The 23,518-nt window shown below is 74.6% G+C and carries 18 protein-coding genes; 9 read left to right on the top strand and 9 right to left on the bottom strand.

The genetic code is table 11. The features are described from left to right. Positions 1 to 177 precede the first annotated feature (177 nt). The 3 genes from AB0D48_RS21830 to AB0D48_RS21820 all read right to left on the bottom strand — a co-directional run bounded on the left by AB0D48_RS21830 (position 178) and on the right by AB0D48_RS21820 (position 8,191). Complete coding sequence (locus tag AB0D48_RS21830) at positions 178 to 5,022, bottom strand: hypothetical protein (RefSeq protein WP_362399239.1); 4,845 nt, start codon at positions 5,020 to 5,022, stop codon at positions 178 to 180. A gap of 48 nt (positions 5,023 to 5,070) precedes the next feature. Next, positions 5,071 to 5,973: a hypothetical protein gene (locus AB0D48_RS21825; RefSeq protein WP_362399236.1), complete on the bottom strand. Its 903-nt coding sequence runs from the start codon at positions 5,971 to 5,973 to the stop codon at positions 5,071 to 5,073. A 712-nt stretch (positions 5,974 to 6,685) separates the two neighbouring features. Next, positions 6,686 to 8,191, bottom strand: coding sequence for a hypothetical protein (locus AB0D48_RS21820; protein WP_362399233.1), 1,506 nt, complete (start codon positions 8,189 to 8,191; stop codon positions 6,686 to 6,688). Between the two features lie 115 nt (positions 8,192 to 8,306). Here AB0D48_RS21820 and AB0D48_RS21815 point away from each other — a divergent pair, with 115 nt between their 5' ends. The 4 genes from AB0D48_RS21815 to AB0D48_RS21800 all read left to right on the top strand — a co-directional run bounded on the left by AB0D48_RS21815 (position 8,307) and on the right by AB0D48_RS21800 (position 10,854). Then, positions 8,307 to 9,074: a 5-oxoprolinase subunit PxpA gene (locus AB0D48_RS21815; protein ID WP_362399295.1), complete on the top strand. Its 768-nt coding sequence runs from the start codon at positions 8,307 to 8,309 to the stop codon at positions 9,072 to 9,074. Continuing rightward, positions 9,071 to 9,688 carry an allophanate hydrolase subunit 1 gene (locus AB0D48_RS21810; protein WP_362399229.1) on the top strand — a complete coding sequence of 206 codons (618 nt, stop codon included), beginning with the start codon at positions 9,071 to 9,073 and terminating at the stop codon, positions 9,686 to 9,688. The genes AB0D48_RS21815 and AB0D48_RS21810 overlap by 4 nt, the downstream gene beginning before the upstream one ends. Further along, entirely contained in the window at positions 9,685 to 10,551 is an 867-nt protein-coding gene (locus tag AB0D48_RS21805) for a biotin-dependent carboxyltransferase family protein (protein WP_362399226.1), read from the top strand. The genes AB0D48_RS21810 and AB0D48_RS21805 overlap by 4 nt, the downstream gene beginning before the upstream one ends. 171 nt (positions 10,552 to 10,722) lie before the next feature. Further along, a complete protein-coding gene (locus AB0D48_RS21800; RefSeq protein WP_362399223.1) occupies positions 10,723 to 10,854 on the top strand; it encodes a hypothetical protein in 132 nt (43 codons plus the stop codon). 101 nt (positions 10,855 to 10,955) lie between these two features. Here AB0D48_RS21800 and AB0D48_RS21795 read toward each other — a convergent pair whose 3' ends face one another. Together AB0D48_RS21795 and AB0D48_RS21790 are read right to left on the bottom strand one after the other, a co-directional pair. Beyond that, positions 10,956 to 12,353, bottom strand: coding sequence for a HEAT repeat domain-containing protein (locus tag AB0D48_RS21795; RefSeq protein ID WP_362399220.1), 1,398 nt, complete (start codon positions 12,351 to 12,353; stop codon positions 10,956 to 10,958). 339 nt (positions 12,354 to 12,692) lie between these two features. Next, positions 12,693 to 13,115: an ankyrin repeat domain-containing protein gene (locus AB0D48_RS21790; RefSeq protein WP_362399218.1), complete on the bottom strand. Its 423-nt coding sequence runs from the start codon at positions 13,113 to 13,115 to the stop codon at positions 12,693 to 12,695. A 295-nt stretch (positions 13,116 to 13,410) separates the two neighbouring features. Between AB0D48_RS21790 and AB0D48_RS21785 the strand changes: the two genes are divergently transcribed. Then, positions 13,411 to 13,605, top strand: a complete 195-nt coding sequence (locus AB0D48_RS21785) for a hypothetical protein (protein ID WP_030031218.1) — start codon at positions 13,411 to 13,413, stop codon at positions 13,603 to 13,605. 69 nt (positions 13,606 to 13,674) lie between these two features. Beyond that, positions 13,675 to 15,243, top strand: coding sequence for an ATP-binding protein (locus AB0D48_RS21780; RefSeq protein ID WP_362399215.1), 1,569 nt, complete (start codon positions 13,675 to 13,677; stop codon positions 15,241 to 15,243). Positions 15,244 to 15,312: 69 nt separating this feature from the next. On the opposite strand, the gene AB0D48_RS21775 is transcribed toward AB0D48_RS21780, so the two are convergent. Next, a complete protein-coding gene (locus AB0D48_RS21775) occupies positions 15,313 to 16,815 on the bottom strand; it encodes a PLP-dependent aminotransferase family protein (RefSeq protein WP_362399213.1) in 1,503 nt (500 codons plus the stop codon). A 194-nt stretch (positions 16,816 to 17,009) separates the two neighbouring features. On the opposite strand from AB0D48_RS21775, the gene AB0D48_RS21770 reads away from it, so the two are divergent. The 3 genes from AB0D48_RS21770 (at position 17,010) to AB0D48_RS21760 (ending at position 19,920) form a co-directional block, all read left to right on the top strand. Further along, complete coding sequence (locus tag AB0D48_RS21770; protein WP_362399210.1) at positions 17,010 to 17,780, top strand: glycerophosphodiester phosphodiesterase; 771 nt, start codon at positions 17,010 to 17,012, stop codon at positions 17,778 to 17,780. A gap of 68 nt (positions 17,781 to 17,848) precedes the next feature. Continuing rightward, the gene (locus tag AB0D48_RS21765) at positions 17,849 to 19,231 is read left to right on the top strand and encodes an MFS transporter (protein WP_362399207.1); all 1,383 of its coding nucleotides are present in this window, start codon (positions 17,849 to 17,851) and stop codon (positions 19,229 to 19,231) included. A gap of 314 nt (positions 19,232 to 19,545) precedes the next feature. Further along, positions 19,546 to 19,920: an RNA polymerase-binding protein RbpA gene (locus tag AB0D48_RS21760; protein WP_007262928.1), complete on the top strand. Its 375-nt coding sequence runs from the start codon at positions 19,546 to 19,548 to the stop codon at positions 19,918 to 19,920. A gap of 158 nt (positions 19,921 to 20,078) precedes the next feature. On the opposite strand, the gene fxsA is transcribed toward AB0D48_RS21760, so the two are convergent. The 3 genes from fxsA to AB0D48_RS21745 form a co-directional block, all read right to left on the bottom strand. Further along, complete coding sequence (gene fxsA / locus AB0D48_RS21755) at positions 20,079 to 20,660, bottom strand: FxsA family membrane protein (RefSeq protein ID WP_362399204.1); 582 nt, start codon at positions 20,658 to 20,660, stop codon at positions 20,079 to 20,081. Between the two features lie 75 nt (positions 20,661 to 20,735). Continuing rightward, entirely contained in the window at positions 20,736 to 21,536 is an 801-nt protein-coding gene (locus AB0D48_RS21750) for a polyprenol monophosphomannose synthase (protein WP_362399201.1), read from the bottom strand. A 329-nt stretch (positions 21,537 to 21,865) separates the two neighbouring features. Beyond that, positions 21,866 to 23,494, bottom strand: a complete 1,629-nt coding sequence (locus AB0D48_RS21745; protein WP_362399198.1) for an amidohydrolase — start codon at positions 23,492 to 23,494, stop codon at positions 21,866 to 21,868. Positions 23,495 to 23,518 lie beyond the last annotated feature (24 nt).

Genomic DNA, 23,518 nt, shown 5'->3' with positions numbered 1-23,518 from the left:
GGGCCGGCGGCAGGGGGCGGCCGCCGCCGAGCGGCGGCCCGCCAGGGGTCGACCGGCTCGGCCCGGCGACGCGCCGCGCAGTCGCCGGGACGGCCGGCCTTCCGCCCGTGCCGGCGCCCCGGCGCCGGCAGCAGCTACGCCGGCGCCGACCTGGTGCGCAGGGCCCCCGTCAGAGGTTCAGCTTCGGCGGAACATGCGGGTGGCCGTGATTTCGCCGTGGATGGTCTCCTGCTCCGGGGACTGCTGGGGGAGGCCCGGGCGGAGGTGTTCCTCCACGCTGATGTACTTCAGTCCCGCCCTCAGGTCCGCGTCGTTGCGCAGGCGGATGACCAGCGGGAACTCGGCGAGCGCCGTGGTGTCGAACAGACCCGTCGTGTAGAGGAGCTGGACGCCGAGGGCGTCCGAGACGGCCCGCTGGAGTTCCAGCAGGTACGTGGCGTTCGCGCGGCCGATCGGATTGTCGAGGAACAGCGTGCCCGCGTGGCGGTGCTTGTCGCGGCCCCGGTCGTTGCTGCGCAGCGCCGCCATCGTGCAGTAGAGGGCGATCGCGGCGGTGAGCAGCTGGCCACCGGAGAAGACGTCGCCCATCTGGCCGACAGGAACGCGTTCGGCGCGCAGGACCGCGTCCGGCTTCAGGATCTCGACCGAGATGCCCTTGGGTTCGAGGGCGGCCTGGACACCCCTCAGCAGGAGGGACATGCCGTCGCGGCGGCCCTCGCCGAAGGAGGCGGTGCTGTTCTTCTTCACGGCCGCGCGGGTGGCCTCGTCGATGACCTCGCCGAGTCGTTCCGTCAGGGTCGCCTGGTCCGGCTCCTCGAAGCGGATGCGCAGGAACTCCTGGCCCGACCACTCCCCGAGGCCCTCCGGGAGCTGGGAGAGGCGCTGGGCCGAGCGCAGGGTGGCCAGGGCCGATTCGACCAGGCCGCGCAGGCGGTCGACGATGCTGTCGCGGTTGCGCTCCAGCTGCGCCAGCTCGTCGGTGAGGACGCGCAGCCGCGGAGCGAAGGCCGTGGCCCAGGCCGCCGCGTGCTCGGGCAGGGCGGAGGCGGGCAGTTCGCGGATCTGCTGCCGCGCGGGGGTGCGTACCTGCTCGTAGCGGTTGGAATTGGCGTGCCGGACCAGGACGTCGCTCGCCTCGCGCACCGCGGACTCGGCGGCCGAGAGGTCGGCCGCGCAGCCGCGCAGGGAGCGGCGGGCCTCGGTGGCGGACTGACGGGCCTCTTCCAGGGTGCCCGGGTGGGGCACCGGTTCCTGCTCGTCCTCGGCGTGCGTGTGGTCGCGCAGCAGGTCGCGCAGCATGGCCGCGGTCTCGTCGAAGCCGCCGGCACCGTCCTCGGCGGTGCGGTGGGCGCGCAGCAGGTCGGCATGTGCGGCGCGGGCGCTCTCCACCGCGGCCGTGTGGGCGGCGAGCTGGGCGGTGGCCGTACGCAGCAGGGCCTGCGCGTGCTCGACGTGCTCGGGGACCAGCTCCTCGGGCAGTTCGGTGTGCGCCTCGCCCTCGGCGGGGGCGTGGCGTTCGGCCTCGCCGCGCAGCCGGCCGAGCTGCTCGCTGGCGGCGGACGCCCGGGTCTCCAGCATCTGGACGAGCGACTCGGCGCGGGCCGCGGCCGCCTGGCGGGAGGGGCCGTCGGCGCCGTCGGTGCTTTCGAGGAGCTGGGCGGCGCGGGTGCGGACCTTGTTGGTGAGGCGGTCGAGCTCGGCGAGGGCGGCGCTCTCGTCGCTCTCGGCACGCGCCTGTTCGGCCCGCAGGTCGGCGCCGACGCCGACCTTCTCGTAGAGCTGGGACGCGGCGCGGTAGGCCTCGCGGAGGTCGGGGAGCGGCGCCTTGACCGTCCCGTCGTCCTCGGGGAGGGGTTCGGGGGCGCCTGCGATCTCGGCGCGCTCGGCCCGCAGGGCGCGGGCGGTGCGGCGGGCGTCGTCGGCGGCCCGCTGCGCGGCACGCCGGTCCTCGTCGGCGGCACGGGCCCGGTCCAGGCAGACCTCGGCGCGGGCCTCGGACTCGGCCGCCTCGTCGGCGAGTTCACGCAGCCGGGCCTGCCAGCCGGCGCGTTCGCGCAGGCGGTAGGCGAGGCCGGCGAGGGCGTCGGCGACGCGGCGGGCCCGCTGGGCGGTGTCCTGGCGCTCGTCGCGGACCCGGGCGGCGTCGGCTGCGGCCTCGTCGGCCTCGGCGCGAACGGTACGGGCCTCCGCGAGTTCGGCGTCGGCCTCCTCGGCGAACGCGCGGGCGGCCTCGGCCTGCTGCGCGAGCTCGGCGAGACGGCCGGGCGGGCAGCCGGTGCGCCAGGACGCGAGGCGGGCGGCGAGTTCGCGGTCCCCGGCGAGGCGCGCGGCCAGGTCGCGGATCTCGGTGTCGCGGGCGGTGGCGCGGGTGCGCAGCGCCTGGCGCTCCTCGTCGGCGGCGTGCTCGTCGTGCATGGCCGGGTTCGGCGGTACGAGGAACACCGCGTTGTCGTCGGCCTGTGGGAGGGGGGCCAGCAGAGCGGCGGCCGTGCCGACGGCGACGGTGGAGCGGGGCAGCAGGGCGGCCCCGGAGAGGACCTCGCGGGCGCGGCTGTGGGTGTCGGGGTCGGTGATGACGACGCCGTCGACGAGTTCGGGGCGGGCGGCGAGGACGGCGGCGTGGTCGGCGGGGTCCACGGACTGGGCGAGGTAGCGCCAGCCCGGGAGCGCGGGGATGCCGTGTTCGCCGAGGTACTCGACGGTGGCGAGGACGTCGGGGCCGGGCGGCAGCAGTCCGCCGTCGCCGAGGGCGCCGAGGATCCGGGAGTCGTCGGCCGCGGCGGTGCGCAGCTCGAACAGCTGGCGTTCGGCCGCCGCGACCCCGTCGGTCAGCAGGTCGTGGAGGTCCTCGGCGTTGCGGTCGAGGTCCTCGGCGGTGAGCCGGCCGGCGGTGGCACGGTGGTCCAGGGCTGCGGCCGCCGACGCGCGGCCCGTACCGGCGGCGGCGCCCTGCGGGGCGCCGGGGGCGCCACCGGGCGTATCGCGGCGCCCGTCGGACGGCGCGCCGTCGGCGGCCCGGGCGGCGCCCCGGCCCGCGGCGTCGGCCGCGGACGCGCTGGTCGGCGTACCGCCGTCGGCGCGTGTGGTGGAGCCCGGGGCGGCCGGACCGTCCGGGTTTCCGACCCCCCGGCCGGCCTCGCCCCGGGGCCCGGGAAGGCCCGGTACCCGGGCGGGGGCCTCCGGCAGGCCCAGGAGGGCGGCCAGGCGCGGGGATGCGGCGAGGGAGGCTGCGGCGCGGTGTTCGGCGTCGTGGGCGGCTTCGGCCGCGTCGGCGGCGTCCGCGGCGCGGGCGGCGGTGAGTTCGGCCCGGGATTCCGCGGCGGCGGCCTCACGGGCGGCTTCGGCGGCGCTCCGGGCGGCCTCACGGGACTCGTCCCAGGCGGCGACGGCGGTCTTCTCCGCGTCGGTGGCGGCGAGGGCGGCCCGGGCGGGGTCGGCGTCGGGCGCGGAGTCGTCGAGCCAGCCGGCCCGGACGGCTTCGGCGGTCTCCTGCTGGACCTCGCCGAGGCGCGAGCGCAGGTGCTCGGCCTCACTGCGCGCCCGCTGCGCGGCGGTGGCGGCGGCGGTGGCGTCCCGGTGGGCGGTCTCGCCGATGGCCTGCAGTCCGGCGGAGCGCTCCTCCTCCTCGTTGGCGACCCGTTCGCCGTGCTCGGCGGCGGTGTGCAGGGCCCGTACCAGTTCGGCGGCGGCCGTGGCGCGCGCGGCAAGCGCCGGGGCGGCGTCCCGCTCGGCCTCCAGGATCGCGGCGGCGACCCGGGCCGAGCGGTCGGCGGCGGCGCGGTGGCGCAGTACGTTCTCGGCGGCCTGCCAGGCGGAATGCAGCGTGCGCGCTTCGAGGAGCTCGCGGCGCTGGGCGGCGGCGGCCTTGTCGGCGACGGTCAGGGCCAGGGAGGCGTGCCGGTAGGCGAGTTCGGCGGAGACGGCGGCGCTGCGGGCGCGCGCGGACTCGGCGGCGGTGACCTCGTGGGCGGCGCCGGTGACGCGCTGGGCGAGGTCGGCGGCGCGGCCGCGTTCCTCGGTGGCGCGGGCGGACAGCCGCCGGGCGAGCGTGCGCGTACGGCGCTCGGCGCCCGCGTGGACGTCGCGCAGCCGGGAGCGGGTCTCGGCCGCCTCCACGATCTTGGTGAGCAGGTCCACCGAGCCGGCGGTGAAGTCCCGTTCGGCCATCAGCTCGGCGCGGCGGCCGAGCTTGTTGCCGAAGCCGTGGACGAGGTCTGCGAGGCCGTCCGTGTCACGGGTGTCGGTGACGGCGCGCAGCAGGAGGTCGGTGAAGTCGGAGTCCTTCTTGACCGCGAAGAGACCTGCGGCCTCGCCCTCGTCGGCGTTCATCTCGCGCTGGTAGCGGAAGAGTTCGGGGTCGAGGCCGAGGTCGGTGAGGTGCTCGTTCCAGCGGTCGTGGATCTCCTCGAAGCAGACCTCCAGGTGCGGGTACGCCTTGCCGGCCTCGGTGAGGGCGTCGCGGAAGCCCTTCATGGTGCGGCGGCGGCCCTGGGCGCCGGAGGCGCCTTCGACGGGCGGGCGGACCGCGGTGGCCTCGGCGACCGGCAGGTTGTCGAGGCTCAGGCCGGGGCCGGGACGGAAGGAGTACCAGGCTTCGGCGAACTTGCGCGGGTCGTTGGAGACCTGGCGGCCGCGCCATTCGCTGACCTTGCCGACGACCACGCACTCGCCGGTCTGGGTGTGCTGCCACTCCAGGGCGACGTGGCCGCAGTCGTCGGCGAGCAGGAACTTGCGCAGGACGCCGGAGCTGGCGCCGCCGAGAGTGTTGCGGTGACCGGGGAGCATCACCGAGAAGATCAGCTTGAGGAGGACGGACTTGCCGCCACCGTTCTCCAGGAAGAGCACGCCGGCGGGCGCGGGGCGGCGCGGCGGGCCGGTGGGCTCGTCCTCGAAGAACTCCGCCTGGGCCGGTGCCGGGTGGGGCACCGGCTCGCCGACTCCGCGCAGGTCGAGCACGGTGTCGGCGTAGCGCGCGCCGGCGGGCCCGATGGAGTAGAGGCGGATCCGGGACAGCTCGTACATGGCGGCGGACTCTCGTGGTCTTTCGTAGGTCGTACGGGGACGGGTGACTCAGGCGTGGAAGGGCAGGCCGGCGTCGGCGGCGAGCTCCAGGTCGTCGCCCTCGGGCGGCGGCAGGAGGGTGGCGGAGCCGTCACTGACGGGGACCACGCCCAGTTCCAGGAGCTCGGCCATGGCCGCGCTGCCCGCCATGTCGCGGACCTGGAGCTGGTAGCGGGGGGTGGTGCGGTAGGTGCCTCCGGCCTCGTCGCCGGTGCGCTGGAGGAAACCTGACTCGGTGAGGAAGGCGGCGGCCTTGCCGACGATGCCGGTGGTGGACCCGGCGAGGCGGCGGGCGTCCTTGGTGGCGCCGGTCGCACTGCGGCGGGCGTAGACCCGCCAGGCGGCCTCCAGGCCGGGGGCGTCGGAGGCCGGGTCGGTGTTCTCGCCGAGCTCCTCGGCGCGCTCCTCCAGACGGCGGCAGGCCTGCCGGACGAAGGAGTCGACGCCGTTGACGGTGATGCGGCCGATGTAGCCGTCGTCGGCGAGGTCCTCGGGGCGGGGGAAGGCGAGGGCGGCGACGGCGAGGTGGGCGAGGCCGTGCAGGAAGCGGTCGGCGGAGTCGGCGGCGGTGCGGCGGGCGTAGTCGCCCATGCGGACGGCGAAGACGGAGTCCTCCCCGGCGGCCACGGCCATGCCGGCGCGCGGGGACACCTCCAGGACGACGAGGCCGAGGCCGGTGGCGACGGCGTCGGCGAGGCGGCCGAAGGCGGTGTCCTCGCGGTAGCGGCGGAGCAGCTCGGCGTACTCGGCGTCACGGGCGGGGAGCAGCTTGGGCTGCAGCCCGAAGGCGACGAGCCGGGCCGCGTCCGCGGCGTCCGCCGGGGTCACGGGGGCGGCGGCGTGCGCCGGCGCGGCCGGGACCGTCTGCGCGGGCTCGCTCCACGCGGGGGGCTCGGCGTGGTGGTCGCTCACGGGTGCGTCTCCTCGGCGGTGCGGGTGTTCCGGGTGCGGGGGCGGGTGTTTTGGGTACGGGGGCGGAGGTTTTGGGTGCGGGTGGGGTGCGGCGCCGCGGCTTCGACGGGCCCCCGCACCCCCGGGCGGTGCCGCCCCATCGGGGGCTCCGCCCCGGTGACGGGCCCGGACCCGGTCCGCGCCGGCGCGGCGGCGGCAGCCCGGCCTGCGGGGCCAGCCCACCCGCCCGGACCGACGGCCCGGCGGCGCCGGGCAGGCGCGGGGCGGGACGGAACAGGTGCGGAGCTGGTCGGCTGCGCGCCTGCAGGCACGGCCCGGCCCACCACCGCGGGTACGGCTCCGACGGGTACGGAGACGGCCGCGGCCGCCCGGGCAGCGGCCCGATCGCGGCGGTCAGCGGGTACAGGCCCACACACCCCAGCCGCGGCACGGCCGCACCGAGTAGTGGTCCCGGCACCAGACGCGGCCGCCCGGACAACGCCACGGCCACACGCACCCGAAACAGCCGCTCGACCGCAACCTGCGACGACGCGTACAAGCCGACAAGATCCAGCCGCGGCACGGCCGCACCAAGTGGCGGTCCCGGCACCAGACGCGGCCGCCCGGACAACGCCACGGCCGCACGCACCCGAAACAGCCACTCGACCGCAACCTGCGACGACGCGTACAGGCCGACGGGCCCCAGCGGCGGCACGGCCGCACCTTGTGGCGGTCATGCCGCCTCCGCGCGGTCCGCGGCCATGCCGGCCGCGTCGAGGAGGGCGGTGCCGACGATCAGGTCGGCGCCGCCGAACTCGGGATCCTCGAGCTGGGTGCCGTCGTCCACCGCGAAGAGCAGCCGCTCCTCGCCCTGGCGGTAGGCCGTGCCGACGGCCGGGCTCGCCGCGTGGACGGCCAGCAGCGCCACCAGGTACGGCAGGTCGGGGTCGCTGCGGCGGGCCTCTGCGAGGAGGCCGGACAGCCGGCGCGGGGCGTCGTGCGGAAGGTCGAGGAGCTCCATCGCGGCGGTGAGCTGCTCCTCGCTGAAGCGGCTGTCGTCCGGGGTGGCGATGAGGTCCGGCTCGGGCATCTCCGCGCCCAGGTGCTCCCGTTCCACGGGCGGGGTGAGCAGGATGTCGACCAGGTCCCCCACCCGCACCGAGACCGGCGTGCGCAGTCCCGCGCCGGAGGCGAAGAAGGCGTCCGTCACCTGCCTCGCCCGTTCCAGCGGCAGCGGCAGCAGCGGGGCCACCAACTGCCCGTACAGGTCGATGCCGGAGCGCCGCGCGGGCGCGGCGAAGGCCTGGCGGTCCTGCTCGGCGCGGAAGAGCGGCCCCGCGTCCAGGAGCCGGGACTGGAGCTGGGTGTGGCGGCGGATGCAGTCCTTGACGATGTCGACGAGTTCGGCCGCCCGCCGCTTGTTGTCCGGCTCCTCAGCCTCGTCACGCGCCTTGCGGATGTTGGTCAGGATCGCGTTCTCGTGGCGGTAGCGGTCGGCGACGTGGTCGAGAGCCTCCGCGATCATGTCCGGGACGGCCTGGAGCCAGTCCACCGCCCGCACGTTCCGCCGCGTCGCGTCCAACGTGCGGCGCAGGGTCTCCGCGTACTGGACGGTGCGGTAGCGGGCCTGTTCGGCGGCGAGCTGGGCGTCCGCCAGCCGGCCCCGGCTGATCAGCACCTCCAGTTTGACCTCGGCCGCGATCTGCGCGCTGGTGACGTCGGTGTCGAGGGCGCCGACCAGGACGTTGACGGCCTCGTCGGTGGTGCGCAGGTAGACCGCGCCGCCGTAGCCGGGGACCTCTTCGATCAGCTTGAAGTCGTAGTCGCGGCGGACGTAGACCCCGTCCGGGCCGAACGTGCCGTAGATCGCGCGGAAGCCGCGGTCCACGCTTCCGACGTTGATGAGGTTCTCCAGCACCCAGCGGGCGACGCGCTCGTGCTCGGCCGCCGGGCGGCCCGGGGCCTGGGCGGCGACGCGCGGCAGCAGCCTGGCCACTATCTGCTCGTGGTCGGCGCCGGTGTCGAAGTCCATGTTGAGCGTGACGAGGTCGATCGCGGCCAGCGCGACCTCCGCCATCGCGTAGACCCCGTACTCGCCCGCCAGATTGGCCTTGCGTACGTCGAGGTCGTGCAGCGGGGCGGTGCAGGCGAGGGCGCGCAGCCGCCGGGCCAGGCCCTCGTCGGCGGCCGGGCCCGGCGCCGGGGACGGAAGGGTCTTCGCCGGGGCGGGGAGAGTCACGGACAAAGACTAGGCGGTGTCACGGACAACATCCCAAACGGCATGGTTCGGCCGGATCGTCCCCGGCCGCCTGCTCTACGCTCGGCGCATGGCTTCCATGATCGCATCCACCCCGGTGGTCGACCTCAACGCGGATCTCGGCGAGGGCTTCGGCCGGTGGACCCTGACCGACGACGAGGCCCTGCTGTCCGTCGTCACGAGCGCGAACGTGGCGTGCGGTTTCCACGCCGGGGACCCGTCCATCATGCGCCGGGTCTGCGAGCTGGCGGCCGAGCGGGGCGTACGGATCGGCGCGCAGGTCTCCTACCGCGACCTGGCCGGCTTCGGGCGGCGCTCCATGGACGTGCCGGCCGGGGAGCTGGCCGATGAAGTGGCCTACCAGATCGGGGCCCTGGAGGTGTTCGCGCGGGCAGCCGGTTCCCGGGTGTCGTACGTGAAACCGCACGGCGCGCTCTACAACCGCACCGTGCACGACGCCGGCCAGGCCGCCGCCGTGGTCGCGGGCGTCCGGATGGCGGCCGGGGCCGGCGCCACGGGCGGACTGCCGGTGCTCGGCCTCCCCGGATCGCTGCTCCTCTCCGCCGCCGCGGAGGCCGGGCTGGCGCCCGTCCCGGAGGCCTTCGCCGACCGCGCATACACGCCCACCGGCACCCTGGTGCCGCGCACCGAGCCGGGGTCGGTCGTCCACGACCCGGCCGCCGTGGTGGCGCGGGCCGTACGGATGGCCGCCGAGGGGGCGGTGACGGCGGCCGACGGGTCGCGGGTGCCGGTCGCCGCGCGCTCGCTGTGCCTGCACGGGGACACCCCGGGCGCCGCTGAACTCGCCCGCCGGGTCCGGGAGGCGCTGGGCGCGGCCGGGGTCCGGGTGGAGGCCTTCGCGTGAGGCCCCTGGTGGTGGGCGGTGAGGCGCTGCTGATCGAGCTCGGCTCGGCGGCCGAGGTCGCCGCGCTCCACGCCGAGCTGCTGCGGCGGCGGGACGCGGGCGAGCTGGGCGCCGTACGGGACCTCGTGCCCGCGGCGCGCACGGTGCTGCTGGACGGCGTACGGGACCCGGTCGGGCTGGGCGCCCGGATCGCCGGGTGGGAGGTGCCGCCGCTCACGGAGACGGAGGGTCCGCTGGTGACCCTCCCCGTGCGGTACGACGGACCGGACGTGGCCGAGGCCGCCCGGCTGTGGGGCGTGGCGCCCGGAGAGGTCCCGGGCATCGTCGGCGGCACGGTGTTCCGGGTGGCCTTCTGCGGCTTCGCCCCCGGCTTCGGCTACCTGACCGGTCTGCCGGAGCGGTTCCACCTGCCCCGGCGGGCCACGCCCCGTACGGCCGTCCCGGCGGGCTCGCTGGCGCTGGCCGGCGAGTACGCGGGGGTGTACCCGCGCTCCTCCCCCGGCGGCTGGCAGCTGATCGGGTCCACGGACGCGGTGCTGTGGGACCCGGAGCGCGAACCGGCGGCGCTGTTCACGCCGGGGGTACGGGTGCGGTTCACGGAGGAGACCGGATGAGCGGGCTGCTGGTGGTGCGCCCAGGGGCCTTGACCACGGTCCAGGACGGCGGCAGGCCGGGGTATGCGCAGCTGGGGGTCCCCCGCTCGGGGGCCTTGGACACGGCGGCGTACGCGCTGGCGAACCGGCTGGTCGGCAACCAGCCGGACGCGGCGGCGCTGGAGACGACCGTGGACGGGGTCGGGCTGCGGGCTCTGGCTCCGGTGACCGTGGCGGTCACGGGCGCGCCCTGTTCCGTACGGGTGGCAGGGCGCCCGGTGGCCTGGGGAGCCGCGGTCAGGCTGGCGGCGGATGCGGAGCTGGAGGTGGGCCGGGCGGAATCGGGGCTGCGCGGCTACGTCGCGGTGCGGGGCGGCCTGGCCGTCCCTCCGGTCCTGGGCAGTCGCTCGACGGACCTGCTGTCGGACCTGGGGCCGCCGGTCCTGTCGGCCGGGACGGTGCTGCCGGTGGGCCCGCCAGGGCCGGACCCGGTCCCGGGGGCAGACGCCTGCGGGCTGCCGGCGGCGCCTTCGGAACTGCTGCTCCCGCTGTGGCCGGGGCCGCGGGCGGACTGGTTCACGGAGGCTTCGCTCGCCGGGCTGTGGCGTTCGGTGTTCCGGGTGTCGCCGAAGTCCAACCGCATCGGCCTGCGCACCGAGGCGGGGCCGCCGCTGGTCCGCGGCCGGGGCGGCGAACTGCCCAGCGAGGGCATGGTGCTGGGCGCGGTCCAGGTCCCCCCGGACGGCCTGCCGGTGGTGTTCCTGGCCGACCACCCGGTGACGGGCGGCTACCCGGTGGTGGGCGTGGTCCCGCCGGGTCCGGCCCTGGACGCGGCAGCGCAGGCCCGGCCGGGTACTCCCGTCAGGTTCCTCCGGTCGCGATGAAACGGTCGAGGGGGCTTCGGCCAAGCACTGGGTGAGGGGGCCCGAGATCATGCAGCGCGGTGGTGACGGCCTCAGACTCAAGGTCAACGCGAAAACGGTCCCGCCGGGCTACACGCTCACGTTCCGCTGGTCGGACCACTACCCGCTCGGGAGCAGGGGGTCGGCTTCGGCGTGATCGACACCTCCAAGGTCCCGTCCTGCTCGATCGACTACTCCGAGGGCCTGGAGGAACTGCTGAAGTCGAGATCGGCGTCCCCCGGCGCCACCCCGCCCACCCGCCCGCCGGCCGCCCCGGCACCGTAAGTCCGTCCAGCTCGGTCGCCCCCGCCGGGACAGCACTCGGCCCGGCCCCCCTCACATCAGGGGGCCGGGCCGAGTGCGTGTCGGAGCGGGAGCCGGCGGGGCTACACGGCCGATTCCGGCGCGATCCGGCTGCGCACGGCCGACTGGACGTCCTCTTCCTCCGCGGGATCGGCCGCCAGGCGCCGCAGCCTGGGTGCCACGCGCGCGTCGGCCGTCTCCGCGTGCCGGGCCGCGACCTCCCGGGTGGTCTCCTCGCAGTCCCACAGGCATTCGACGGCGAAGCCCGCCGCGAACGAGGGGTCCGTACTGGCCAGGGCGCGGGCTGCCCGGCCGCGCAGGTGGGACGAGGCCGTCTCGCGGTAGATGTGGCGCAGGACGGGGGCCGCGCAGCCGATGGCGAGCCGGCCGGCTCCGTCGACCAGGGCGAACAGTCGCCGCGTGTCCGGGCCGGAGCCGCGGACGGTGGAGCGCAGGGCCCCGAGGACCAGGCCGGCGTCCTCGGCCCCGCCCCGGGCGGCCAGGGTGGCCGCGGCGGCCGCTCCCAGGGCGTCGGGGCGGTGGATCCAGCGGCGGGCGCGTTCGACGGCCTCCGGGCCGCACATGCGCTCGTACGCGGCCACGGCGGGCTCGTCGACGGCGGCTTCGATCAGGTCCAGCACGGCCGGGTTGTCCGGTTCGGCGAGGACCAGGTGGTGCAGGGCGGTGGCGCGGGCGGCCTCGCCGGAGGCTCCGGCGGCCGCCGCGAGGATGGCGGGACGGTCCTCGGGCGCGGCCACGGCGGCGAGGCAGCGCGCCGCGGGCACGTGCAGCGGGGTGCCGCGGCGCAGGCCGTCGGCGGCCCAGTCGAAGACGGCCTGGACTCCCCAGCCGGGACGGGGCCCGCTGGGCGTCAGCTGCCGCTGCCAGCGGTCGAAGGAGCCCTGCTGGCGGGCGGCGCGCAGGCGCTCCCCGTACCGCGGTGACTCCTCCCACAGGCACCAGGGCCTCGGCTCGTACGCGTCGCGGACGGCGGCGGCCAGCCGGGCCTCGCCGTCCGCCGTGGCGGGGAATCTGGCGAGGACGGGCGTGGCGAGGCCGCGCAGCCCCTCGTCGTCGTCGCGCAGGGCGAGCTCGTCGAGGGCCCAGGCCCAGTTCGCTCCGGAGGCGGCGTACCGGCGCAGCAGCATGAGCGCGTCGTCGCGGCCGTACGAGGCCAGGTGTCCCAGCACGGACAGGGCGAGGCCCGTCCGGTGGTCCTCCTCGTCGACGAGGTCGTCGGCGCTGAAGAGGTGGGTCTCGATCTCGCCGAGGGGGCCGTCGAGGTCCAGGTACAGCCGGGCGTAGTACAAGGAGCGGTTCTCGACCTGCCAGTCCTGGCGCGGGTCGCGGAGCACGCACTGGTTGAGGGCCGTGAGGGCCTCCGCCCTGGGTGCCGCGAGGGCGTGCAGCGTGCCGTCGCCGCGGCCGCGCTGGAGGAGCCCGAGCAGGGTGCCGCTCGGCGCTATGACTGGTTCGAACATGGGAATGGCCTCAAATCAAGCTGGGGACGCAACCGGGAATCGGGATTCACAGGGCCGCGTAACAGCATGTGAGGACGTTCGCCGTCAGGTTCCGCTCGATGTAGACCATTGCCTTCTCACTCTCGTCGGTGCTCCGCGACCATGGCGGCCGGTCCGGCAGGGGGTACGGACACCCGTTGTGTCCAGCCCGCTCCTGCCCGTCCGTCATGTTCGCGAATCGAATCCGTCGCCATGATGACCCAGGCGGTTTGTGCGCCGCGACCACATTTACGGCCGCCGTGACCAACCTGTGAGGTCGGGGACCGGTTCGGGCCCCGCCCTGTCACGGGCAAAAGCGGATTACTTGGCTCCGAAGAGTTCCAGCAGGTCGGCCTTGGCGAACATGCGCGCCGTGTCCACGGCGGAGGGGGTCCCGGCGTTGGGATCGGCCCCGCCGGCGAGCAGGGCGCGGATGACGGCCTCCTCGCCCTTGAAGACGGCTCCGGCGAGCGGGGTCTGGCCGCGGTCGTTGGCGCGGTCGGCCTCCGCGCCGCGGGCCAGCAGGGCCGCGACGGCGTCGGCGTGGCCGTGGTAGGCGGCCAGCATGACGAGGGTGTCGCCGCGGTCGTTCGTGAGGTTCGCCGGGACCCCGGCGTCGAGGTACGCGGTGAGCGTCTCGGTCTCACCCTGACGGGCGAGGTCGAAGATCTTGGTGGCCAGTTCGATGACGTCCTCGTCGGGGACGTCCTGGGAACCGGAGCCTTCCGGGCTGTGCTCGCTCATCGTTCGTACCGCCTTTCACTCGCTGCTCGTCCCCCGGGCCGGGCGGGCAGGGGGGTGCACGGCACTGCGTCCGTACGGGTGAATCGTCAGGGTAGCGCCCGGACCTGCACATGTCCGGGCCGGGCCGAGGCAATGATCACCCTTGCCCCCCTTCGCGCCGGACGCGCCAGTCAAGGTGAGCCGGTCCAGTGAAAAACTCCTGGATTCACCCGTATGCACCTTTTGTCGCATTGATACTTGCTGTGAGCCTGGAAGAACTGATGGTGACTGTCCCCACCCACCAGGAGAAATTCTCATGGTCCTGTCCATCTCAGGCGTGGTCCTGCTCGGCATCATCTGCTTCCTGTTCTTCAAGAAGGACGGGATGAAGCTGACGCACGCGTTCGTCTGCTCGCTCTTCGGCTTCTTCCTCGCAGGCTCCGCCATCGCCCCCAGCATCACGGCGAGCACGGCGAGCCTCGCGAGCCTTCTCGGCGGGATCAAGCTCTAGGCCGCCGCCGCCCGAAGTCACCCAGCCCCACCCGTAGTACCCGAGCACCCACAACTCCAGGAGACGCCCGTGGCCCGGCGCCCACTTCCCCGCATCCTCAGCAGCGGCACCACGTCGCTGACCCGGGGCCGCGACATCGCTCGCACAGCCGCCGACAGCGCCACGGACGTCCTCCATCCGCTCCTCACCATCGGACGCGGCCTGCGCATCCTGGCCTCGGCCGGGCGGCGCAAATGGTCCGAAACCCCCAAGGACAAGCGTGGTCCCGCGCTGTTCCTGGGAGCCGCCTGCGTCCTCGTGGTCGCGCTCGTCCCCTACGGACCGCTCCTCGCCCTGATCACACTCATGGCGGCGGCGGCCTGGCGGGGACGCGACCGCACCCCGGTGAAGACCGGGCCCAGCGATGCCGAGACCGAACGGCTCGGCTCCCTCTACGAAGCCCTCGTGCCGTACTTCTCCATCCCGGAGGACCCGAGTCCGCTCTTCGCCCACGGCGGGGACTGGGACAAGGCCTTCAGCGGCTACGAGTTCGACGAGGCGGGCCGCGTCACCCGGCTCCACATCCGCTACCCGGCCTACTTCACCGATGGCGAGGCCGCCTCACGGGCCCGGATCGAGGCATTGCTGCACGCCAAGTCCGGGCGCGGACGGGAGTATCTCTTCGACTGGGACGAGGAGGGCAACCAGCTCGACCTGAGTGTGCTGGCGGCGCTGCCGACGGGCATCGCCGCCCAGCTGTTCGTCACCTCCCCCGGTGAGGCCGTCCTCGGCTTCACCGACGCCGGAAGCGTCCAGCGCACCCTGCCCGTCCTGGAGGGCGACGAGCCCCGGGACGTACCGCCGGTGATCTGGCGCACCGGCCCCCGCTCCACCGAGCCCCACCTGCTGGCCGTCGGCCAGCCCGGCAGCGGCACCTCCACCCTGCTGCGCTCCATCGCCCTGCAGGCCCTGCGGCACGGGGGCGACGTACTGATCGTCGAGGGCGGCGCCAGCGGCGAGTACTCCTGCCTGTCCGGACGCAGCGGAGTCCTGGCCGTGGAATGCGGGCTCGCGGGGGCGCTGTCCACCCTCGAATGGGCCGCGCAGGAGACCGAGCGGCGCCTCATCGCCACCCACCGGGCCCGCGAGGCCGGCCGCCCCTCACCCGATGACACCCGGCGCCCCCTGTGGATCCTGCTGGACCGCCCGAGCGTGCTGGCCCATCTCGCGACCGCCGAAGGCGCGCCCGACCCCCTGGCCCAGCTCCAGGTGCCGCTGCGCCACGGACGGGCCGCGCACGTCACGGTGGTCGTCGCCGAGCAGTTCGACCACCTGGAACTGCTGAACGACACCGTCTGGCAGCACACCCGGGCCCGGATCGTCCTCGGACCCGCCACGATCCAGCAGATCGCCGACGTACTGGGGCTGCCCCCGCACACCACCCCGCCGGCCCAGGTACCGCCGGGGCGCGGGTACGCGCGGCTCGGCTCGGGACCGGTGCACCGGCTCCAGGTGCCCGCCACCCCGGACCCGTACGACGACGGCGCGCACCCGGCGTTCCGCCAGGCGGTACTGGAGCTCCTGCCGGAGCGCCGGGCCGACGGAACGCTGGGCAAGGCCCTGCAGGGGCAGGCCGTCACGACCTCGGAGCTCCCGTGACCCGGCTGCACACAGGCCGGAGCCGCGTGGAGAACCCGTGCCCCGGCCGCACCGCGGCCCGGGGCGGCGTTACGCCACGAACGTCCGCGGGGGTTCGGCGCCGCTGCCGCCCGCGCCCGTACTGACCAGCGCGGCGGCCGCCGCCAGGCGCGTGGCGGCCTCGTCGGCCACCGGGCCGCCCACGGTGAACGGCAGCCGGACGTAGCCCTCGAAGGCCCCGTCCACGCCGAACCGGGGCCCCGAGGGCACCCGTACGCCGACCCGCTCCCCCACCTCGGCCAGCCGGGAGCCCGAGAGACCGCCGGCGCGGGCCCACAGGGTCAGACCGCCCCGAGGGACCTCGAACTCCCAGTCCGGCAGTTCCCGCCGCACGGCGGCGACCAGCCCGTCGCGGTTCTCCCTGGCCTGCTCGCGGCGGATCCCGACGGCCTCCTGCCAGCCCCCGGTCCGCATCAGCCAGTTCACGGCGAGCTGTTCCAGCACCGGCGTCCCCAGGTCGGCGTAGGCACGGGCGGCGACCAGGCTCCGGATGACGTCGGGGGCCGCGCGGACCCAGCCGATCCGCATGCCCGCCCAGAACGCCTTGCTGGCCGAGCCCACGGTGATGACCGTGCTGCCGGCCGGGTCGAAGGAACAGACCGGGCGGGGCATCTCCAGCTCCGGGTCCAGCTGCAGTTCCACCATGGTCTCGTCGGCGACCAGCACGGTGCCCGCGGACCGGGCGGCCTCGACCATGGCCCGGCGCTGCTCCTCGGAGGCCAGCGCTCCGGTCGGATTGTGGAAGTCGGCGACGACGTAGGCGAGGCGGGGCGCGGAGTCGCGCAGCACCTGCCGCCAGACGTCCATGTCCCAGCCGGTCAGCCCGTCGGCCATGGCGACGGGCACGAGGCGGACCCCTGCCGCGCGCATGAGCTGCAGGATGTTCGCGTACGAGGGGGACTCGACGGCGATCCGCTCCCCGCGCCCCGCGAAGAGGCTGCAGATCGCGTCGATGGCGCCCATCGCGCCGGTGGTGACCATGATCTGCTCGGGCATGGTGGGGATGCCCTGCTCGGTGTAGCGGTCGGCGAGCATCCGGCGCAGGGCGGGCAGGCCCGCCGGGTAGTCGCCGTGGGTGTGCGCGTACGGCGGCAGTTCCTCCAGCGCGCCCTGGACGGCCTTGGTGAGCCAGGGCTCGGGGGCGGGCAGGGCCGCGCAGCCGAGGTCGATCATGGAGCCGAGGGACTCCGGCGGCAGCGGCTCCAGACCACGGGCGGGCAGCGGGTTCCCGGCCGGTACGGAGGTCCAGCTGCCGGCGCCCCGGCGGGACTCCAGGAACCCCTCCCCGCGCAGGGCCTCGTACGCGGCGGCGACGGTCGTGCGGCTGAGGGAGAGGGCGACGGCCAGCTCGCGCTCGGCAGGGAGCCGGGCGGCGACCGGGACGCGGCCTTCGAGGACGAGGAGGCGGATCCCGTCGGCGAGGGTGCGGTACGCGGGCAGCTTGCGGGAACCGGGCACGGCGGCGCGGTCCTGCTGGGACGTGATCAGACGTGCGAGCTGTGCGGCACCGACCGCTGAGGTCCATTCGGCCATGGCGTCCGGTCCACCTTCGTCGGATTGGCCTCGACGGGGTAGCCGGAGGCCGGGATTGGATTGAAGTACGCGGACCCAGACTGCCACGGGGCGGTCCACCTCCACCAGGGGCGCCCTCGCCCGTTCATCCGGCGTACCGGCAAGCACCGGCCGGCGGACCAGCAGCATCAGGCGGCACGAGGGATACTGCCGCCGTGACACACGTACGCCTTCGCCATCCGTATCTGGACCACCCGGCTCCGATTCCCTTCGCCCACCGGGGAGGGGCCGCGGACGGGCTGGAGAACACGGCCGCCGCCTTCCGCCGGGCCGCCGGGGCGGGCTACCGGTACTTCGAGACCGATGTGCACGCCACGGCCGACGGGAAGCTCGTCGCCTTCCACGACTCCACCCTGGACCGGGTCACCGACGGGCAGGGCCGGATCTCCGAACTGCCCTGGAAGCGGATCCGCCAGGCCCGTGTGGGGGGCACCGAGCCGCTCGCCCTCTTCGAGGACCTGCTGGAGGAGTTCCCGGACGCCCGCTGGAACATCGACATCAAGTCCGAGTCGGCCCTGCACCCGCTGGTCAACCTGATCGCGCGGGCGGGCCTGTGGGACCGGGTCTGCGTGGGGTCCTTCTCCGAGAGCCGGGTGGCCCGGGCCCAGAAGATCGCCGGACCCCGGCTGGCCACCTCGTACGGCGTGCGCGGAGTGCTCGGCCTGCGGCTGCGCTCGTACGCGATCCCGGCGGCGCTGCGCGTGGGGGCGGTGGCGGCCCAGGTTCCGGAGACCCAGGCGGGCATCCGCGTGGTCGACCGGCGCTTCGTGCGGACCGCGCACGAGCGGGGCCTGCAGGTGCACGTCTGGACCGTGAACGAACCGGAACGTATGGAGTCTCTCCTCGACCTGGGTGTCGATGGCATCATGACCGACCGGATCGACATCTTGCGCGCGGTGCTGGACCGGCGCGGGACCTGGGCCTGACGAGGGCGCGGGTGCCCGCGCGGGCTCCCGCAGGCCGCGCGACCACGGGGACCAGCGAGGGGGCGCTCATGAGTGCACGGACGGAAGACGAAGCGGAATCCGGGGCCGAGGACGGCAGACCGGCCGTCGCGGCGACGGCCGCGCGCAAGCGCGAGCAGCGGGGCTGGTACTTCTACGACTTCGCCGTCTCGGTGTATTCGGCGAGCGTGCTCACCGTGTTCCTCGGGCCGTACCTGACCTCGATCGCCAAGGCCGCCGCCGACGCCGAGGGCTTCGTACACCCGCTGGGCGTTCCGGTGCGGGCCGGTTCCTTCTTCGCCTACTCGGTCTCGGCCTCGGTGATCCTGGCCGTGCTGCTCATGCCCTTGGTCGGAGCCGTCGCCGACCGGACCGGCCGCAAGAAGCCCCTGCTGGCGGTGGCCGCCTACACGGGCGCCGCGGCGACGGCCGGGATGTTCTTCCTGGGCGGTGAGCGCTACCTGCTGGGCGGGCTGCTGCTGATCGTGGCGAACGCCGCGCTGTCCGTCTCGATGGTGCTCTACAACGCCTACCTGCCGCAGATTTCCACCCCCGACGAGCGGGACACGGTCTCCTCGCGGGGCTGGGCCTTCGGCTACACCGCGGGCTCCCTGATGCTCGTGGTGAACCTCGTGCTCTACATGGGCCACGACTCCTTCGGCCTCACCGAGGGCACGGCGGTACGGATCTGTCTGGCCTCGGCGGGCCTGTGGTGGGGCGCCTTCGCGCTGATCCCGCTGCGCCGGCTGCGGGACCGGGCCGTGGTGCGGGAGCCGGGGTCCGCGCCGGCGGTCAGCGGCTGGAAGCAGCTCGTCGCGACGCTGAAGGACATGCGGCGCTACCCGCTGACCCTGTCGTTCCTGCTCGCGTACCTGATCTACAACGACGGCGTGCAGACGGTGATCTCCCAGGCCTCCATCTACGGCTCGGAGGAGCTGGAGCTGGAGCAGTCCACGCTGATCGGGGCGGTGCTGCTGGTGCAGGTCCTGGCGGTGGGGGGCGCCCTGGGGATGGGGCGGCTGGCCCGGATCTACGGCGCCAAGCGGACGATTCTGGGCTCGCTGGCCGCCTGGGCGGTGACGCTGGGGGTCGGGTACTTCCTGCCGGCCCGGACCCCGGTGTGGTTCTTCGCCCTCGCCGCGATGATCGGGCTGGTGCTGGGCGGCAGCCAGGCGCTGTCCCGTTCGCTGTTCTCGCACCTGGTGCCGGCGGGCAAGGAGGCCGAGTACTTCTCGGCGTACGAGATGAGCGACCGCGGGCTGAGCTGGGTGGGACCCCTGGTCTTCGGCCTGACCTACCAGGTCACGGGCAGCTACCGGGAGGCGATCATCTCGCTGGTGGTCTTCTTCGCACTGGGTTTCGTGCTGCTGGCCAGAGTGCCGGTGCGGCGCGCGGTGGAGGCGGCAGGCAATCCTGTACCCGAGCGGATCTGAGAGCGGATCCGCGAGCGCGCCCGGCCCGGATCCACGAACGAATTCCGAACGAATTTAGACGTTGAAGCCAAGGGCCGGTAGTGTACGCCTTTGGCCTGCCAGGCGGACCGTTACTGCGCGCTTTAGAAGTGTAGACGTTGGGTGACATCTGCTGCCAGATGTGACAAAACGGGCATTGGTGGGTACAACAAGGGGCGGCACGACGGGCGACGCGTGACCCGGAGCGGGAATCTATACCGCCGACCGGACGTTGACCGGATGACGACGACAGCGACACCTGTCCTGTGGGCGACAAAGCCCGGGAGGCACGATTCATGAGTGAGCGAGCTCTCCGCGGTACGCGCCTCGTGGTTACCAGCTACGAGACGGACCGCGGCATCGATCTGGCCCCGCGCCAGGCGGTGGAGTACGCATGCCAGAACGGACATCGATTTGAGATGCCGTTCTCGGTTGAGGCAGAAATTCCGCCGGAGTGGGAGTGCAAGGCCTGCGGCGCCATGGCACTCCTGGTGGACGGGGACGGGCCCGAAGAGAAGAAGGGCAAGCCTGCGCGAACGCACTGGGACATGCTCATGGAGCGGCGCACCCGCGAGGAGCTGGAGGAAGTGCTTGCCGAAAGGCTTGCGGTCCTTCGTTCCGGCGCCATGAACATTGCCGTGCATCCGCGGGACAGCCGCAAGTCCGCCTGACAGCCGGACGCAAGCACAAAAGCCGAGGGGCCCCGCCACACTGTGTGGCGGGGCCCCTCGGCTTTTGTGCTTGCCGGTCTCCGGCTCTTGCCCGGGGGTCTGGCGCGCGGGGGCTCTTGGGCGGGGGCCGGCCGGGAGTTCCTGCCCCCCGGGGTTCCTTACGGGGCGAGCGGCGGGCGGTACGTCGAGTCGCCCGGGGCGCCCGGCTGCTGCGGCCGGTCCTCGCGGATGACCTCCCCCTGGACGATCTTGCCGTCGGGGTGGTGGATGCGGGCCTGCTGGAAGGCGTCGCCGAAAGTGCCGGCGGGGGACGAGGCCATCTTGCGGTCCAGCGAGCGGGCCGCGCGGCGGCCGATCCACGCCCGGACCGGCGGGAGCAGGCAGAGCAGACCCGCCACGTCGGAAAGCAGGCCGGGCATGATCAGGAGCAGACCCGCGAGCATGGTGAGGCCGTTGCCCTGGCCGGGCTGCTGCGGGGCGGGCTGCCGGCCCTGCTGTGCCTGCTGGAAGGTGTCCGCGAGGTTCTTGAAGGCACGTCGCCCGGCCCGCTTGATGACCACCACGCCCAGGATCATCCCGCCCGCGATCAGCGCGGCGACGGCCAGTCCGCCGGCCGCGCCGGCGACCAGGCCGAGCAGCCAGATCTCCAGGATCAGCCAGGCGGCGATCGCCAGGGGGAGAAACGTACGGGCGGGCGAGCGCCGCCGGGGGGCCGTCGATGTGGGAACGCCGGTCGTCATGCTCCCAGTGTGCCTGGGCGCGCGTAAGAGCGACCTCAGCCGGAGGTAGCGGCCGTCCCCTAGGGGCCCTGCCCGTCAGGCCTGGCCCTTGCCCTTTTCGGTGTCCTTGCCGGCGTCCTTGCCCGGGAGCAGCTTGGCCGCCTGGGCCTTGAGGCCCCACTGGGTGACCCGCCACAGGGCCTCCACCACGATGTCCTTGCTCATCTTGCTGTCGCCGAATTCACGCTCGACGAAGGTGATCGGCACCTCCACCACGCGGAAGCCCTTCTGCACGGCCCTGCGGGCCAGGTCGACCTGGAAGCAGTAGCCCGCGGAGGCCACCTCGTCCAGGCCCAGGCCCTCCAGGGTCTCGCGGCGGAAGGCCCGGTAGCCGCCGGTCACGTCGCGGATCGGGACGTTCAGCATCAGCCGGGAGTACGTCGAGCCGCCGCGCGAGAGGATCTCGCGGCTCTTGGGCCAGTTCACGACGCGGCCGCCCGGCACCCAGCGGGAGCCCAGGACGAGGTCGGCGCCGGCCAGCGCGGTGAGCAGGCGGGGCAGTTCCTCCGGCTGGTGGGAGCCGTCGGCGTCCATCTCGACGATCACGCCGTAACCCGCCTCCAGGGCCCAGACGAAGCCCGCCAGGTAGGCGGCGCCGAGCCCCTCCTTGCCCTTGCGGTGCAGGACGTGCACGTGGTCGTCGCCTGCCGCCAGCTCGTCGGCGAGCTTGCCGGTGCCGTCGGGGCTGTTGTCGTCGGCGACCAGGACGTGGGCCTCGGGGACCGCCGAGCGGACGCGTCCGACGATCAGCCCGATGTTCTCCGCCTCGTTGTAGGTCGGAATGATCACCAAGGCCGTACCGAGCGGTCCGTAGGTCCGCTGTCCGCCGTCGCTCACTGGGTCCCCTTTGTGCTCTCGCACGTCCTGTACGTCTGGTCGCAGAGGATGACTTTAGAACAGTGGTCGGGGCCTGCGGTCCTTCGGGCCGGTCGGACTCCCGCTGGCTGCGGGCCGCCGTGACCGTTGTCTACTGGACCGCCGGGCCCCGACCCCGGGGCCACCCTCCCCCGAAGACCTCTGGGGGTGCCCCCACCGGCGAAACCTTCCGTCGCCCCCGAGGCGCGGGCGCGGTCAGCGGACGGATCCGTCCGGCACGGACGTCCTGTGGTGGACCCGGCCGAACCTATCCGGGTCCGGGCGCCCGCACCGAACCGAGGCACACCGGATCACCCCTGTGGGCGTACGAATACCTCCCGCCCGCCGACCACCGTGGCCAGGCACACCGGCAGCTCGGCGCCGGGGGTCAGGTCGGGCAGTCCGGGGGTGCCGGAGCGGGGGTCCGTGGACCAGCGGGCGACCCGGTCGTCGGGAGCCTGGACGACCAGTTCGGAGGTCTGCCACACCGCGTAGTCGGCCGGGGCTCCGGGGATCAGGACGCCCGCGTCGTCGCGGCCGAGCGCCCGCCAGCCGCCCCGGGTGTGCGCGGTGAAGGCGGCGCGGACGGAGACGCGGTGCTCGGGGGTCCGGTGGAAGGCGGCCGCGCGGACGGTGCCCCACGGGTCGAGCGGGGTGACGGGCGCGTCCGAGCCGAAGGCCAGCGGGACACCGGCTTTGAGCATGGCCGCGTACGGGTTCAGGGTGCGGGCGCGCTCGGCGCCGAGCCGGTCGGCGTACATGCCGTCCTCGCCTCCCCAGGCCGCGTCGAAGGCGGGCTGCACGGATGCGGTCAGGCCCAGCTCCGCGAAGGCGGCGATGGTGGCGGGGGTCACCATCTCGGCGTGCTCGACCCGGTGGCGGGCCGCCCGGACCCGCGCCAGGCCGACCTTCTCGGCAGCCGCGCGGACGCCCTCCACGACGGCGGTGATCGCCGCGTCACCGATGGCGTGGAAACCGGCCTGGAGCCCGGCCTCGGTGCAGGCGGCCACGTGCTCAGCGACCGCACGCGCGTCCAGGTAGCCGGTGCCGGTGTGCGCGGCGTCGGCGTAGGGGGCGTGCAGGCAGGCGGTGTGCGAGCCGAGGGCGCCGTCGACGAACAGGTCGCCCGCTGCCCCGACGGCCCCGAGCGCCCTGGCCTGGTCGAGGTCCCGATCGGCCCAGTACCCGAAGACGCGCGGCCCGGGCCGCTCCCGCGACAGGGCCAGCAGGTCCGTGAAGTCCTCGGCTGAGGAGATGTCGGGCCCGCCGCACTCGTGTAGGGAGCCGATCCCCAGCGAGGCGGCCCGGTCCAGGGCGGCCCGCTGGGCCTCGGCGCGCTGGGCGGGCGTGACGGCGGCCAGGGCGGCGGCGCGGACGGCGTGGTGGGCGTCACGGGTCAGCGGCTCGTCGCCGTCCGGGCTGACGCCGGGTACGAGGTCCAGGAGGGCGGTGGTGACGACGGCCGAGTGCACGTCGATGCGGCTGAGGTAGAGCGGGCGGCCGGCGGCGGCCTGATCGAGCTCGGCGCGGCGCGGGGCACGGCGCTCGGGCCAGCGGGCGGCGTCCCAGCCGTGCCCGAGGAGCACCCGGTCGGCCGGACGGCTCGCGGCGTACGCCCGTACCAGGTCCAGCGCGGCGGACAGGGAGCGCGCTCCGGAGAGGTCCAGCCCGGTGAGGGCCAGGCCGGTGGAGGTGGTGTGGACGTGCGCGTCGGTGAAGGCGGGCGTGACGAGCGCCCCGCCGAGGTCGACGACCTCGTCGACGCCCTGCGCGAAGGCGTCGGCCGCGCCTTCGGAGCCGACCCAGGCGACGTGGCCGCGTTCGACCACCATCGCGGTGGCGAAGGGGTCCGCGGGGCTGTGTACCTCGCCTCCGCGCAGGAGGACGGTCCTTGTCGGTGCTCCGGCGGCGTCGGCGGAGTGGGCGGTGCGGTCAGTCATGGGGACCAGTCTCCCGCGTCCGCC

Origin of the sequence: Streptomyces sp. NPDC048269 (genome assembly GCF_040652395.1) — a bacterium.
In the GTDB taxonomy this organism is placed as follows: Bacteria; Actinomycetota; Actinomycetes; order Streptomycetales; family Streptomycetaceae; genus Streptomyces.
The sequence above is the reverse complement of the archived record's forward strand: the minus strand, read 5'-3'. Positions and strand labels throughout refer to the sequence as shown.

What these genes read in the sequence shown, in the direction of transcription:
- AB0D48_RS21760 (WP_007262928.1), top strand. Translation starts at nt 19,546, where the DNA reads ATGAGTGAGCGAGCTCTCCGCGGTACGCGCCTCGTGGTTACCAGCTAC.
- AB0D48_RS21765 (WP_362399207.1), top strand. Translation starts at nt 17,849, where the DNA reads ATGAGTGCACGGACGGAAGACGAAGCGGAATCCGGGGCCGAGGACGGC.
- AB0D48_RS21805 (WP_362399226.1), top strand. Translation starts at nt 9,685, where the DNA reads ATGAGCGGGCTGCTGGTGGTGCGCCCAGGGGCCTTGACCACGGTCCAG.
- AB0D48_RS21745 (WP_362399198.1), bottom strand. Translation starts at nt 23,494, where the DNA reads ATGACTGACCGCACCGCCCACTCCGCCGACGCCGCCGGAGCACCGACA.
- AB0D48_RS21790 (WP_362399218.1), bottom strand. Translation starts at nt 13,115, where the DNA reads ATGAGCGAGCACAGCCCGGAAGGCTCCGGTTCCCAGGACGTCCCCGAC.
- AB0D48_RS21785 (WP_030031218.1), top strand. Translation starts at nt 13,411, where the DNA reads ATGGTCCTGTCCATCTCAGGCGTGGTCCTGCTCGGCATCATCTGCTTC.
- AB0D48_RS21830 (WP_362399239.1), bottom strand. Translation starts at nt 5,022, where the DNA reads ATGTACGAGCTGTCCCGGATCCGCCTCTACTCCATCGGGCCCGCCGGC.
- fxsA (WP_362399204.1), bottom strand. Translation starts at nt 20,660, where the DNA reads ATGACGACCGGCGTTCCCACATCGACGGCCCCCCGGCGGCGCTCGCCC.
- AB0D48_RS21795 (WP_362399220.1), bottom strand. Translation starts at nt 12,353, where the DNA reads ATGTTCGAACCAGTCATAGCGCCGAGCGGCACCCTGCTCGGGCTCCTC.
- AB0D48_RS21775 (WP_362399213.1), bottom strand. Translation starts at nt 16,815, where the DNA reads ATGGCCGAATGGACCTCAGCGGTCGGTGCCGCACAGCTCGCACGTCTG.